Origin of the sequence: Janthinobacterium psychrotolerans (assembly GCF_001677885.1) — a bacterium.
GTDB lineage: Bacteria > Pseudomonadota > Gammaproteobacteria > Burkholderiales > Burkholderiaceae_D > Janthinobacterium > Janthinobacterium psychrotolerans.
Genome location: NZ_LOCQ01000046.1, coordinates 79,028 through 91,555 on the forward strand (window position 1 = coordinate 79,028; position 12,528 = coordinate 91,555).

Annotated in this window: 13 protein-coding genes; 2 read left to right on the top strand and 11 right to left on the bottom strand. The window is 62.0% G+C overall.

All coding sequences use genetic code 11. The features are described 5' to 3' along the window. Positions 1-6: 6 nt before the first annotated feature. Genes ASR47_RS06030 through fliF form a run of 3 tightly spaced genes read right to left on the bottom strand, consistent with a single transcriptional unit; the run spans position 7 to position 3,461 of the window. Positions 7-708 (bottom strand): flagellar assembly protein FliH, encoded by a 702-nt coding sequence (locus ASR47_RS06030; protein WP_065306854.1) that lies wholly within the window; start codon positions 706-708, stop codon positions 7-9. A gap of 43 nt (positions 709-751) precedes the next feature. Beyond that, positions 752-1,750, bottom strand: a complete 999-nt coding sequence (gene fliG, locus ASR47_RS06035; protein WP_065306855.1) for a flagellar motor switch protein FliG — start codon at positions 1,748-1,750, stop codon at positions 752-754. Beyond that, complete coding sequence (gene fliF, locus ASR47_RS06040) at positions 1,743-3,461, bottom strand: flagellar basal-body MS-ring/collar protein FliF (RefSeq protein ID WP_065306856.1); 1,719 nt, start codon at positions 3,459-3,461, stop codon at positions 1,743-1,745. The genes fliG and fliF overlap by 8 nt, the downstream gene beginning before the upstream one ends. A 315-nt stretch (positions 3,462-3,776) precedes the next feature. Between fliF and fliE the strand changes: the two genes are divergently transcribed. Continuing rightward, entirely contained in the window at positions 3,777-4,079 is a 303-nt protein-coding gene (gene fliE, locus ASR47_RS06045) for a flagellar hook-basal body complex protein FliE (protein WP_245714270.1), read from the top strand. Between the two features lie 8 nt (positions 4,080-4,087). Here the strand turns inward: fliE and ASR47_RS06050 are convergent, their stop codons facing one another. From ASR47_RS06050 to ASR47_RS06085, 8 genes are all read right to left on the bottom strand, one after another. After that, the gene (locus tag ASR47_RS06050; RefSeq protein ID WP_150127702.1) at positions 4,088-4,837 is read right to left on the bottom strand and encodes a flagellar brake protein; all 750 of its coding nucleotides are present in this window, start codon (positions 4,835-4,837) and stop codon (positions 4,088-4,090) included. Positions 4,838-4,867: 30 nt separating this feature from the next. Further along, a complete protein-coding gene (locus tag ASR47_RS06055; protein WP_065306859.1) occupies positions 4,868-5,197 on the bottom strand; it encodes an EscU/YscU/HrcU family type III secretion system export apparatus switch protein in 330 nt (109 codons plus the stop codon). Beyond that, the gene (gene fliK, locus ASR47_RS06060) at positions 5,187-6,338 is read right to left on the bottom strand and encodes a flagellar hook-length control protein FliK (RefSeq protein WP_065306860.1); all 1,152 of its coding nucleotides are present in this window, start codon (positions 6,336-6,338) and stop codon (positions 5,187-5,189) included. Before fliK ends, ASR47_RS06055 begins: the two co-directional genes overlap by 11 nt. A 17-nt stretch (positions 6,339-6,355) precedes the next feature. Beyond that, positions 6,356-6,682 (bottom strand): flagellar protein FliT, encoded by a 327-nt coding sequence (locus ASR47_RS06065; RefSeq protein WP_065306861.1) that lies wholly within the window; start codon positions 6,680-6,682, stop codon positions 6,356-6,358. Position 6,683: 1 nt separating this feature from the next. Beyond that, the gene (gene fliS / locus ASR47_RS06070) at positions 6,684-7,139 is read right to left on the bottom strand and encodes a flagellar export chaperone FliS (protein ID WP_065306862.1); all 456 of its coding nucleotides are present in this window, start codon (positions 7,137-7,139) and stop codon (positions 6,684-6,686) included. A gap of 30 nt (positions 7,140-7,169) precedes the next feature. Beyond that, a complete protein-coding gene (gene fliD, locus ASR47_RS06075; protein ID WP_281218421.1) occupies positions 7,170-9,167 on the bottom strand; it encodes a flagellar filament capping protein FliD in 1,998 nt (665 codons plus the stop codon). Positions 9,168-9,287: 120 nt separating this feature from the next. Then, entirely contained in the window at positions 9,288-9,656 is a 369-nt protein-coding gene (locus tag ASR47_RS06080; protein WP_065306864.1) for a flagellar protein FlaG, read from the bottom strand. A gap of 91 nt (positions 9,657-9,747) precedes the next feature. Beyond that, positions 9,748-11,199, bottom strand: a complete 1,452-nt coding sequence (locus ASR47_RS06085; RefSeq protein ID WP_065306865.1) for a flagellin N-terminal helical domain-containing protein — start codon at positions 11,197-11,199, stop codon at positions 9,748-9,750. A gap of 343 nt (positions 11,200-11,542) precedes the next feature. On the opposite strand from ASR47_RS06085, the gene ASR47_RS06090 reads away from it, so the two are divergent. After that, entirely contained in the window at positions 11,543-12,511 is a 969-nt protein-coding gene (locus ASR47_RS06090) for an IS1595 family transposase (protein WP_065306866.1), read from the top strand. Positions 12,512-12,528 lie beyond the last annotated feature (17 nt).

The window sequence follows — 12,528 nt, forward strand, 5'->3', positions numbered from 1 at the left end:
TGTCGCTCACGGCGCCAGCCAGTCCAGGTCTTTGCCGAGGGCGTGCGTGAGGCGCTGCCAGCGGGTCGACGCCTGCGCATCGATCTGGTTGCTGGCGGTGTCGATCTTGCAGCCGCCGCGCTCCACGGAGGGATCTTCGATCACGCGCCAGCCGCCTTTGCCGAGTTCTTCGCCGATGCCGTCGCGCACCACTTGCGCGTCTTCGGGGTTGAGCATCAGCAAGGCCGGCTGTTGCAGCACGGGCAGGTATTCGATGGCGTCGCGCACCATCGGCAGCATCAGTTCGGGGCGCACGGGCAGGGCCGCTTTCAGCATGCCCTTGGCCAATTGCAAGGCCAGTTCCATCACCTCGTTGGCGATCAGTTCGTCCGCCTGCTGCAGCGCCGTGCCGAAGCCGACGGCGATGGTCTGCAGGTGCGCCAGCTCGACGCTGGAAGCTTGCTGGCCCTCGGCGTACGATTGCGCGTGGCCATCGGCGTGGCCGGCCGCATGGCCTTCGGCATAGCCGCTGCTGCGGCCTTCCTCGAAGCCGGTGGCGTGCGCCGCTTCGCGGATAGCGTCGATTTCTTCCTGGGTCGGGTATTGCAGCGGTGGCGCCAGTTCTTCTTCCGGCAGGTCGTCAAACGGCTCGGGTTCCGGTTCCGGCTCCGGTTCGAGCAACTTGCGCGCCGCCAGCACGCTGGGGCGGTCGTCGCCGAACGAGGTCATTTCCCAGCGTTGATACGCAGTTTGTTTCTCTTTGGGAATAAAATTAGACAAACGAATCCTCGCCTTTTCCACCCAGGACGATCTGCCCCTCGTCCGCCAGGCGGCGCACGATCTGCAGGATCTGCTTCTGCTGCGACTCCACTTCCGATAGCCGCACCGGCCCTTTCGACTCCAGGTCTTCGCGCATCATTTCGCCGGCGCGCTGCGACATGTTCTTGAAGATCTTCTCGCGCAGCTCCTGCGAGGCGCCCTTGAGGGCGATGATCAGCATTTCCGACTGTACTTCGCGCAGCAGCAGCTGGATGCCGCGGTCGTCGATATCGATCACGTTGTCGAACACGAACATTTCGTCCATGATCTTTTGCGCCATGTCGTTGTCGTAGTTCTTGATATTGTCCATCACGGAGCCTTCCTGCTCGCCACTCATGAAGTTCAAGATCTCGGCCGCGGCGCGCACGCCGCCCAGCGACGATTTCTTGATGTTTTCATTGCCCGACAGCAGTTTGGTCAGCACGTCGTTCAGTTCGCGCAGCGCGGCCGGCTGTACCCCGTCCAGGGTGGCGATGCGCAGCACCACGTCGTTGCGCAGGCGGTCGGTGAAGTGGCCGAGGATTTCGCAAGCCTGGTCGCGCTCCAGATGGACCAGGATGGTGGCGATGATCTGCGGGTGTTCGTTGCGGATCAGCTCGGACACCGACTGCGAATCCATCCATTTCAGCGATTCGATGCCGGACGCATCCTTGCCGCCCAATATGCGCGACAGCAACACGGATGCCTTGTCGTCGCCCAGCGCCTTGGTCAGCACCTGGCGGATATACTCGTCCGAATCGAGGCCGACGGTGGAATTGAGCTCGGTCTGCTCGCGGAAATCGTCGAGCACTTCGACCACCTGTTCGTGGGCGATGCCCTTCATGGTGGCCATGGCCGCGCCCAGTTTCAGCACTTCGCGCGGGCCGAGAAATTTCATCACTTCGGCCGCTTCGCTCTCGCCCAGGGCCAGCATCAGGATGGCCGCTTTTTGCAGTCCGGTCGTTTCAGTCATTATTGCCTATCCATGCCTTGATTACGTTGGCCACCACGCGTGGGTCTTCCTGCGCCAGCTTCCTGGCCATCGCCAGGTTGTCACGGTAGCCGCGCGCCGTGTCTTCTTCCAGTTCTTCCAGCTGCGCTTCGCTGAGCAGGACTTCGTTTTCTTCGTCGGTCTTTGGCAGTTCCGGCTCGATCACCGGCGGCGGTGCGCCGAAGTCGTCGATCTTGCGCATCACCGGGCGCAGCATCGGGCGCACGATCTTGATGAAGATATACAACAGGATCAGGGCCGTGATCAGGAATTTTGCCAGTTCTTTCGCCAGCGGCAGGTTGGCCGGGTCGCGCCACCATTCGAGCTTGCCTTCGGGCGCGCGGTCGATGCCATTGAACGGCGAATTGGCCACGCTGAAGCTGTCGCCGCGCTCCTTGTTGTAGCCCATCGCCTCCTTGACGAGGTTGTTGATCTGCACCATTTCAGCCGGGGAGATCGGCGTCACCGTCACCTTGCCGTCGGCGGCGATATTGCGCCGGTAGTTGACTACCACCGCCACCGACAGGCGGCGCAGGCCGCCCATCGACTTCTGCTCGTAGCGCACGGTCTTGTCGACTTCATAATTGGTGGTCGCTTCCTTTTGCGACGGCAAGGCCGGCGCCCCGGCGCCCGGTGCGCCCGGCGCTTCGGCCGTCAGCGGCGCGGTCGCCACGCCCGGCGGCTGGTTCGACAGCGCGCCCGGCACGCCGGACGGATTGGCGTTGCCGGCGCCGGTCGACTCGCTCGTCTGCTGGCTGCGGATGGTCGACGCTTCCGGCGGCGAGTTCGGCTTGTAGGTCTCGGCCGCCTGTTCGCTTTGCGAAAAATCCACGTCGGCCGTCGCTTCGGCGCGCACATTGCCTTCGCCGACGATCGGCAGCAGGATCGATTCGACCTGCTTGATCACGCTTTGCTGCAATTGCTGCACGTATTTGAGCTGGTTCGGGTCCAGGCTCTTGATGCCGTTGGCGCGGTCCTTGTCGCGTTCCTGGTTCGACAGCAGGCTGCCCGCCTGGTCGACCACGGTCACGTTAATTGGCAGCAATTCCGGCACGCTGGACGCCACCAGGTGCACGATGGCGCTCACTTGCAGCTGGTCCAGGCCGCGGCCCGGGTGCAGGTTGAGCAGTACCGAGGCGGTCGGTTTTTGCTGCTCGCGCACGAACACCGACGGTTTCGGCAGCGCCAGGTGGACGCGCGCCGTGTCGACCGCCGACACCGATTCGATCGACTTGGCCAGCTCGCCTTCGAGCGCGCGCTGGAAATTGACCTGTTCCAGGAACTGCGACACGCCCAGTTTCTGGTTTTCCATCAACTCAAAACCCACGTTGCCGCCTTTCGGCAAGCCTTGCGCGGCCAGTTTCAGGCGCGCATCGTGAACCTGCTCGGTGGGCACCAGGATGGCGCCGCCGCCTTCGGAAAACTTGTGCTTGATGCCCAACTGGTCCAGCGAGGCGGTAATCGCGCCGCCGTCACGGTCGGTAAAATTGGAAAACAGGACTTTGTATTCGGGCGGCTGGTTCCACATGTAGAGCGCCACGCCGATGGCGATCAGCGCTGCCACACCCAGGCCGCGCAGGAAATTCTTGCCCATCGGAGTCTTGGCAAACGCCTGCACGGATTCGACCGGCGTGCGCGCGGGAGCGGGCGCCGGTGGGGGTTGGTTCAGTTCGATCTCTTCCGCTACAGCCATGATTGCCTTCCGGGGCGGTGGTATTGTGAGGTGGTTGGGGGCCGCCGCCTGCGAAACGAGGAGCGATAAGAGCAATTATCCGCTCCTGTCATGCGCTTTGATCGTCCAAATAGAAGGTGGTTTTGCCGCCTGCTCGGCCGAGCGGCTGGCTTTCCTGCTGGTATTGTGGAACACTGGCAACGTACGGTAGCACTAATTGTACCCGGCGCTGCCTTGCCGGCCAGGGTTTTGTGCCTTGGAGGCAACAGACAGGAATCGGGAGGCATCGTGAAAACAGGTGGTATGGGCGGTATAGACAGCAGCAGGATCGAGGCGATGATTTCGCAACTGAAGGCGGCGGCCACGCGGCCCGAAGCGAAGGTGCCGGCGATCCAGACCGAGGCGCCGGCCGCCAAGGTCAATTTCGCCGACGCGCTCAAGGGTGCGCTCGACTCGGTGGCCGGCGCGCAAAAGACCTCGGCCGACCTGGGCAAGCGCTTTACCATGGGCGACGACAGCGTCAGCCTGTCGGACGTGATGGTGGCCTCGCAAAAGGCCGGCATCCAGTTCCAGGCGACGGTGCAGGTACGCAACAAGCTCGTGTCGTCCTACCACGAGATCATGAACATGCAAGTCTAAGGCCGGACTCAGCCCAACCCTGCAATGCGCGCATTGCGCTCCCGCTCCAGGCGCGTAATATAGCGCTGCACCTGCGCCAGCGTGCCGCGCGACAGGTCGACGAACTGGCAGCCGAGGCGGCGGTTCAGTTTGTTGTTCAGCAAGGTCATGTCGAGCGAGTTGCGAATTTGCAACGTCACGGTGATGATACCGATCTCGGGCAGGTCGATGCGGCAGCCCGGGTAGTTCTTGCCGATGGTGTCGCCCAGCACCAGCTTGTTGTCCATGATGGCGATACCGCCGCAGCTGATGTCGGCCAGCGGGAACGGTGTGTTATTGGCCGCGCCATCGTCGCCGATCATGGGAATGGTCGCGCGCACGGGATTGCTGACCGGCGTGTTCATGCGGTAGTACTCGCGCCGCTGCAGGCGGATCAGCGTGTCGGGCACGGCCATTTTCAGGGCCGGCGTGCCGCCATGCATGCATTCTTCCAGTGAATTGCTGGAAAACATGATGCGGATCTTGTCGAGCGAGGTTTCGAACGCGATGCCGCTGGCGGCCGCCATGCGCCGGCTCTGGCCGGTGTCGACCGGGCGGTCGAGAATGACCATGCCGCCTTCGGCGTCGATCTCGAGGATGGAGGTGACGCAGACTTCGGATTCACCGTGCACCTGCATGCGGATCAACTGGTTTTTTTCGCCGATGCTGCGTAGCAGGGCGACGATTTCCCGCCGTGATTCCACTTCAAAGTCATGCCAGTTTTCGAGGCCGGAATCCATAATATGTGCTTGCATTGATGCCTGTCGGTTCTATGTATCGTTGGGAAGGGCTGCGAGGGTATCGGGCGGTGGCGGGAGCGGTCCGCCTTTCGCAGATTCAATATGATATAACCAGGCCAGCAGTTCCGCAATCGCCCGATACAGGCCTGGTGGAATCTGGCTGTCCAGGTCGATATCCATCAACAGCGCCACCAGCTCCTTTGATTCATGTACGAACACGCCATGTTCGCGCGCCGTGCTGATGATCTTGTCGGCGATCAGGCCGCTGCCCTTGGCCACCACCTTGGGCGCCGCCTCGCCGCTCTGGTAGGCCAGCGCCACCGCCGTTTGCGGCATCCTGCGCCTGCCGTCATCCAGCATGGTCGTCACCAACGGCCTTGCCGGCAATGGTCAGCGACGACAGCGGCCAGCCGGCCGCTGCCATCGATGCTTCCAGCTGCGCCGCATGCTGGCGCAAGGTTTCGGCGCTCGCGTCGCTGCCGGCCTGCATCTGGATCTGGACTTTGCCTGCTTGCAATACCACCTGCGCCGACAGGTCGCCCAGCAGCGGAAACTGGAAGCGCACGCTGCTGCGCCAGGCGGTGGCGTCTTCGTCCTGGCCGGCGTGCTGGCCGCCTTCCGGCGCGTCTTTGGTGATATCCCACTGCATTTTTTGTCCGGGCCACGCTTCGCCCTGCCATTGCACCCTGGACTGTTCATGCGTGTGCAACTGCAGGTTGATCAGCTGCGCTTGCGCCAGGTCGGTACCGTTCTTCATCACTTCGCCTTGCAGGGTCTTCTGCATTTGCGGCTCGAGCAGCAAGGAGGCCAGCGGACGCTTGCCGTCGGCCCATTCGGCCACATGCGACTCATAGAACAGGCCGCTGCTGCCGACGGCGTCGCGCAGGTTTTGCGCCACTTGCGACGGATTGGTGCCTGGCGTGGCCATCAGGCTGGTCTTGCCGACCAGCGACAGCGGCGCGCCAGGCACGCTTTCGGCCTGGCTCAGCACGGTGCTGATGGCGCGCGCGGTACTGCTCAGCTCGGGGGCTGGCGTGTCGGCGTTCAGCGAGGGCAGCAAATTGGACGGTGTCAACGGTGCGCGGCCCAGCAGCGCCGCTTGCGCGCTACCGGCGCGCATGCCGGCCTGGGCGCCTTGCGCCGACGTTGCCTCGGGCTCGGCTTGCGCGTCGGCATAGGTCAGCATGGCGCCGCCGCCACGCGGATCCTGGCCGGCGCCGATCTGGAACGAGGGGCGGGGATTGATGCCGACCAGCAGCAGCGGGACTTCGGCGCCCAGCTGTGCGCCGGCCGGCAGCTGCATGCGGGCCGGGGTGCCGGCCACGCGCACCAGATAACTGCCGTCGGTCATGCGCGCCATTACCTGGCCGGGCATCGATTTGCCGACCATGCCCTGCAGCGAACGCTGGAATTCGGCCTGGCGTGGCTCGGCGGCCGTATCGGCCGGCCGGGTACTCTTGACCGGCGCGACCGGCGCCATGCCGATATTATTGGGCAGCATGGCGCCGGACCCGGTTCTTAAACGCTATAGGCGTTGGCCAGGCGCCGTTCGGTGGTGGTGCTGTTGATCAGCCTGGACAATTGCGCCATCCACGGCATGGTCAGGTCGCGGATCTTGCGGTCGTCTTCCAGCATCTGTTTGATCAGCACCACCTTGCGCAAGCGCCCGGCGCTTTCCAGCACGACCTGGTCTTCATTGTTCTTCAGGCGCTGTGCATGGTCGCTGATCTGCCGTTCCAGGATTTCAAGTTCATCCCATTCGGCGTTGCTGGCGGCTACCAGCATGCGCGCCGTCAGCGCCCGCATTGCTTCGTAGGTGGCGAGGACCTGCTGATTGGTCATCATCTCAGGCGCTCGCGTAGTTGGACATGCGGGCCACCGGCGCATCGCCGTTGGCCAGGTTGATGCCGCCTGGGGTGCCGATGGCGTTCCAGGTGTCGCGCAGGTCGGTCAGCAGGCGCTGCACTTCCTCGAGGATGGCCAGGTCGTTCTTCAGGTTGGCCGTCAGCAGGCGCGCACCCATGTATTCATACAGCGCATCGAGGTTTTCGGCGATCTCGCCACCGGCATTCTTGTCCAGGCTGGCGCGCAGGCCATGGTCGATCAGCTGCATGGCGCGCGAAATGGATTTGCCTTTTTCCGGGATATTGCCGGCTTTCATGTGCATCTGCGCGCTCAGCACGGCCACCAGCGCGCCGTCGTAGAGCATGGCGATCAGCTTGTGCGGCGAGGCGGCGCCGATCCCCGTTTCCAGTCCGACCTTGGCGTAGGATTGTGCGCCCTTGTTTGATGATCCAAACATTCGTTTTCCTCTGGTAAAGATGCGTTAACTCTAGGACAGCTTCGAGAGTTGCTGAGTCAAGAAATTGCTGGTGCTGTTCATATTACTGAGCGTCACGTCGAGCGAACTGTATTGCCTGCGCAGCCGCGCCTCGGTCAGGGTCAGCCGGGTATTGAGCGCATCGCGTTGCTTGGTGATATCGGCGATGCTCTTGTTCAAACCGTTACTCTTGTTCTGGATCAGGCCTGCCGTGCCGAGGTAATTATCGGTGATAGTAGCAAACAAGGCGCTGATGCCCTTGGAAATATTCACCGTGCCGCGGTCGCCGAGCTGCCCGCCATTGATCAGCACGGCAATGCCGGCGCTGCCGGAGCCGGCCGAACCTGTGAGGGTCTGGCCGCTGCCGACGGCCACCGCGCCGTCGATGGTGCCGGCCACGTCTTCTCCGGTGGTCATGGTGGGCGTGCCGAACAGGTCGTTGGCGCCGCTGCCGGTAATTTCCAGCTTCGACGAGGAACCATATTTGTTCGAAACAATGCTCAGCACCCCGTTTTGCTGCGTTACCTTGACGCCGGCCGTGGTGTCGGTGACGCCCGAGGCGCCATTGATCAGGGACTGCAGGTGGCTCACCAGGCTGTCGGCCGTATAGCTGCCTGGCACCAGGGTCGCCTTGGTGCTGACACCATTGATGGTCAGCGACAGGTTGTCGTTGACGCCGGCGGTGATGGTCAGGTTGGCCGCCGTGCTGCCCACCAGCGTGCCTTGCGTGGCCAGCCTGGAAATCGAGATGCCCTTGGTGCCGACGCTCGAATTGCTGGTCGAACTGACAAAACTGACCAGGCTGTCGGTGGTCGAACCGGAAGTGGCCAGCAGCTTGATGACGTCGTCCGAATTCTTGTCGATCGCCGTTTGCAGCTTGCCGGTATCGAGCTTCAGGGTGCCGTCTTTCTGAAAAGCGACGCCCAATTGGCTCAGGCTCGTCACGGTGCTGTCCAGGCCAGGCACGCTGGTGCCAAACAGCTTGCGCAAGCTGGCCTGCAGGCTGTTGGTGGTCGAATCGCCGATCAGTGGACCGCCGCTGCGCGCCGCACCCTTTTTCAGGTCGGGCGTGACGGCCGTCAGGCCGTTGATGGTGGTATTGAGTTCGTTGTAGGCCTTGACGAAATTGGTCAGCGCCGACTTGATGCCGGACGTGTCCATGTTGACGCCGACATTGCTGACGCCAATCTTGAGCACCGTCATCGTCACGCCGGGCACGGCGTTATCGACATTGTTGGTCTGGCTGGTAATGGCCACGCCATTGACGGTCAGCTTGGCATTTTGGCCAGCATTACTTTGCGTCATGTTCTGCGCGCCATTCGGCGCATAGGCCAGCAAGTTGCTGATGTCCTGGTCGCCGGCCACGGACACGCGCATGCTTGACGATTCGCCGCTCTTGTCCGAGGTCAGCACCAGGCGGTTCGGCTTGTCGCTGCCGTCGGAGATGATGCTGGCGGTCACGCCGATGCCGGCCTTGTTGATGGCGTCGCGGATGCCTTGCAGGGAATTATTGCTGCTGTCGATGGTGACGGTGCGCGCCGCGCGAGCCGGATCGAGGTCGAAGGTGGAACCCGTATATTTGCCGTCGGTCAGGGTGCCACCCTTGACGCTGCCGAAGTCGAACGTCAGCACGGTGCTGGCGCCCGAACCAATCAGGGCGCTGGTGCTGGCCTGGCCAGCAGCGGAAATGGTCTGCGCCTGCGCCAGCTGGCCCACGTTGACGCTGTAATTGCCCTTGACGGTATCTTTGCCGGCGCTGGCAGTGAGCACCTTGTCGTCCGAGGTGGTGGCGTTGGCCACCTTGTATTTTGAGGCATCGGCCAGCGCGGTGACCGTGCCCTGGAAGGCGCCGACCGCGCCGCTCAGCGTGCCAAAGGCGGAGATTTGGGAGGTAATTTCCTTCTCTTTGTTCTGCATGGCAACAAAGGGGCGGCTTTCCACGGTCATCAACTGACTGACCAGGTCATTTACGTTCAGAACGCCACCAGTACTAAGGGGGGCAACAGCCACAATAACCTCCTATGGGAATGCATGAATATACCTGGTTAACGGCATATTCCATCGAGACTTTAGAGGGGTGTTTGGCCAGCTGTTTGCCCTATGCCGCCAAACGGTGGCACAGGGCCGGTGTCATGCCGTCTGCTTGATCAGCAAACCCTGGGCTTTTTCCAGCGCCTTGCCGATTTCCAGCGCTTCCTTGGTCGGCATCTGGCGGATCACCTCGCGCGTTTGCTGGTCGATCACCTTGACGATGGTGCGCTCGCTGTCGGTGTCGACCGAAAACTCCAGCTGGCGCGACATGAACTGCATCACCTTGTTGATCTCGCTGACGACCTGCTTGACCTCTTTCAACTCGGACTGTGCGTCTTCCTTGCCGCTGGCCTTGCTGTCCGGCGCGCTGGCCGCCGCCGGTTTGGCGGCGGTGCTGCTACTGCCGGGCGTGACCGCGGTGCGCTGTGGCGCCGTTGCCGGCAGGCCGTTTGTTGCCTGGATATCCATGATGGTGTCCTTTAACGGAAATTCCCCGGCGGATCAAGATGCGATATCTGGATCGGCCGGGGAGGGCTAAGACGGTGCTACGGGGCGGCGATTAACCGCGCAGCAGCGACAGCACGCCGTTCGGCAGCGAGTTGGCCTGGGCCAGCATGGCGGTACCAGCCTGTTGCAGGATCTGGCCGCGTGTCAGCTTGGCCGTTTCCGCCGCGAAGTCGGTATCCTGGATGCGGCTACGGGAAGCCGACAGGTTTTCCGAAGTCGATTCCAGGTTGCTGACGGCCGTTTCAAAACGCGACTGCAAGGCGCCGAAGGAAGCGCGCTGGCTGTTGACATTGGCCAGCGCGGAATCGAGAATCTTCAGCGCTTTGTTCGAACCATCGACAGTCGACACGTCGATGCTGGACACCGCGTTCAGGGTGGCGGCACCGGCGACGACACCACTCTTGCCTGCGCCCGTATCATTGCCGATCGAGAAGCCCTTGTCGGAGTTCATCGAAATATAGCCCATCGACACCGCCGTACCGGCGGTGGCGACCGTGGCGGCAGCGCTGGAGGTGCCATCGGCGGCGATCGCTGCAGCGGTGAAGGTCGACGTTGCGCTATTGTTTTTCAGCGAAATGTTGTTGCCGGCAACATTGGTCAGCACCAGGCCGTCCTTGGCGTCGTTCAGCTTGGCCGTCACGCCGGTGGTGGACGACACATCGTTGAAGGCGCTCACTGCCGATGCCAGGCCCGATGCGTTATTTGCGCCCACCGTGAAGGTGACGTTCGAGGCGGTGCTGTTGTCGGAGGTGACCGCCAGCGCATAGACGCCGCTGGCCGTAAACTTGACTGCTTCTTCGGTTTTGGCCGTTGCCGTCACGCCCGTGTCGGCGGTCTTGCCGTTGATGGTGGCCGCCAGGGTTTGCGCCGTGTCAGCGGTTGTCACCGAGACCGAAGCCGTTTTCAGACCCTGGATGTCGAATGTGCCGGTCGAGTAAGCGGTCGCTGTCGAAGTACTGACCGTTGCTGGTGCCGAGGCCGACGACTGGTTGTTGCCGTAGTTATTGGTACGGAAGTTGGCGGTCGTGGCCTGGATGGTCTGGCCGGCGTTGGCGCCGACCTGGAACGATGCCGAGCCGAACGAGCCGTCGAGCAGTTTCAGGCCGTTGAACTCCGACGTTTGCGAGATGCGGTCGGCTTCCGACAACAGCTGGCCGACCTCGGCCTGGATCGCCTTGCGGTCGCCGGCCGAGTTGGTGGCGTTCGACGACTGGACCGACAGTTCGCGGACACGTTGCAGAATGTCGCCCGTCGATTTCAGCGAACCCTCGGCCGTTTGCAGCAGCGAGACGCCGTCGTTGGCATTGCGCTTGGCTTGATCGAGGCCGCGGATTTGCGACGTGAAACGCTCGGAAATCGCCAGGCCCGCGGCATCGTCTTTTGCGCTATTGATGCGCAAACCCGAGGACAGGCGTTGCAATGAGGTGGACAGGGCGGACTGCGACGTGCTCAGGTTGCGTTGTGCATTCAGTGACGCGGTATTGGTATTGATTACTGAGGCCATTTTGAAGCTCCTTGCTATATGTTTTGGCTAGATGCCTGTTACCTTGGTCTGCCCCTCCATTCCGGGACACTCACACCGCAGTTATATTCATTAACGGAATGCTCTGTGGAAAGTTTAGGAAAAGAAAGTCGCTATATTTTTGTTTCTCACTCTCAAGTTGCCGTGCTTGAGGGCGTTTAAACGACACAATTTCAATAAACTTTAGGGTGAAAATAATTAAATGAAAGAAATATTTTTTATTATTTTCTTATCAAAAAAATGGCTATGTCAGCGAAAACGGTGGGAACGCCGTGAAATTTCTGCGCTCTAAACTGATCAGGTATTGCCTTTCAAGGAGCCGATCATGGACACCGCCCAGTGGCAGGCCTTCGCCAGGCAATTCCCGCAACTGTCGCATCGCCAGCGCCTTGCCAGCGGCGACTTGTTGCGCACCAGCGCGCCACAGAATGCGGCCGTCGTCCTGATCGAGCAGACAGCGCAGGCGCAACTGCATTGTCCGGCATGTCTATCCACACACTTCCACCGGCATGGCCAGGCCCACGGCTTGCAACGCTATCGCTGCGTACCCTGCCGCAAAACCTTCAACGCCTTGAGCGGCACGCCGCTGGCGCACCTGCACCACAAGGAACGCTGGCTGGCCTATGCCGATTGCCTGCTCAACTCGTTTTCGGTACGCAAGGTCGCCAGCCAGGTAAGCATCCATCGCAACACCAGCTTTCGCTGGCGCCACCGCTTCCTGGCGCTGGCCAAGACCGACCGGCCACGCTGTCTGCACGGCATCACCGAGGCCGACGACATGTATCTGCTGGAGTCGCAAAAAGGTTCAAGACACATGACGCGGCCGGCGCGCCAGCGCGGTGGCCGCGCCAGCCAGCGTGGCATCTCCAACGAGCAGGTGTGCGTGCTGGTGGCGCGCGACCGTACCGGCCAAACCGTCGATTTCGTCGCCGGCATGGGCCAGCTGACCAAGGCCATACTGCACGCCTGCCTGCCGCCGGTGATCGACCGCGACATCCTGCTGGTGAGCGATGGCCATCCGGCCTATCCCGCTTTTGCCAGGGAAATCGGCATCGAACATGCAGCGGTCAACCTGCGCGCTGGCATCCGCGTGCGCGGCACGGTGCATGTGCAGAACGTCAACGCCTATCACAGCCGGCTGCGCGGCTGGCTACGTGCGTTTCATGGCGTGGCCACGCGCTACTTGCCCAACTACCTGGGCTGGCGCTGGATACTCGACGCGAAGAGAATATTGTCGCCCGAAAGCTTGCTCAGGGCCACTTTGGGGACGTTCCCACATTTGATGGTGACATAGCCAAAAAAATCCCCGGC

Coding starts and splice junctions, on each gene's coding strand:
- ASR47_RS06030 (WP_065306854.1), bottom strand. CDS start 708: ATGACCTCGTTCGGCGACGACCGCCCCAGCGTGCTGGCGGCGCGCAAG.
- fliG (WP_065306855.1), bottom strand. CDS start 1,750: ATGACTGAAACGACCGGACTGCAAAAAGCGGCCATCCTGATGCTGGCC.
- fliF (WP_065306856.1), bottom strand. CDS start 3,461: ATGGCTGTAGCGGAAGAGATCGAACTGAACCAACCCCCACCGGCGCCC.
- fliE (WP_245714270.1), top strand. CDS start 3,777: ATGATTTCGCAACTGAAGGCGGCGGCCACGCGGCCCGAAGCGAAGGTG.
- ASR47_RS06050 (WP_150127702.1), bottom strand. CDS start 4,837: ATGGATTCCGGCCTCGAAAACTGGCATGACTTTGAAGTGGAATCACGG.
- ASR47_RS06055 (WP_065306859.1), bottom strand. CDS start 5,197: ATGCTGGATGACGGCAGGCGCAGGATGCCGCAAACGGCGGTGGCGCTG.
- fliK (WP_065306860.1), bottom strand. CDS start 6,338: ATGCTGCCCAATAATATCGGCATGGCGCCGGTCGCGCCGGTCAAGAGT.
- ASR47_RS06065 (WP_065306861.1), bottom strand. CDS start 6,682: ATGATGACCAATCAGCAGGTCCTCGCCACCTACGAAGCAATGCGGGCG.
- fliS (WP_065306862.1), bottom strand. CDS start 7,139: ATGTTTGGATCATCAAACAAGGGCGCACAATCCTACGCCAAGGTCGGA.
- ASR47_RS06080 (WP_065306864.1), bottom strand. CDS start 9,656: ATGGATATCCAGGCAACAAACGGCCTGCCGGCAACGGCGCCACAGCGC.
- ASR47_RS06085 (WP_065306865.1), bottom strand. CDS start 11,199: ATGGCCTCAGTAATCAATACCAATACCGCGTCACTGAATGCACAACGC.
- ASR47_RS06090 (WP_065306866.1), top strand. CDS start 11,543: ATGGACACCGCCCAGTGGCAGGCCTTCGCCAGGCAATTCCCGCAACTG.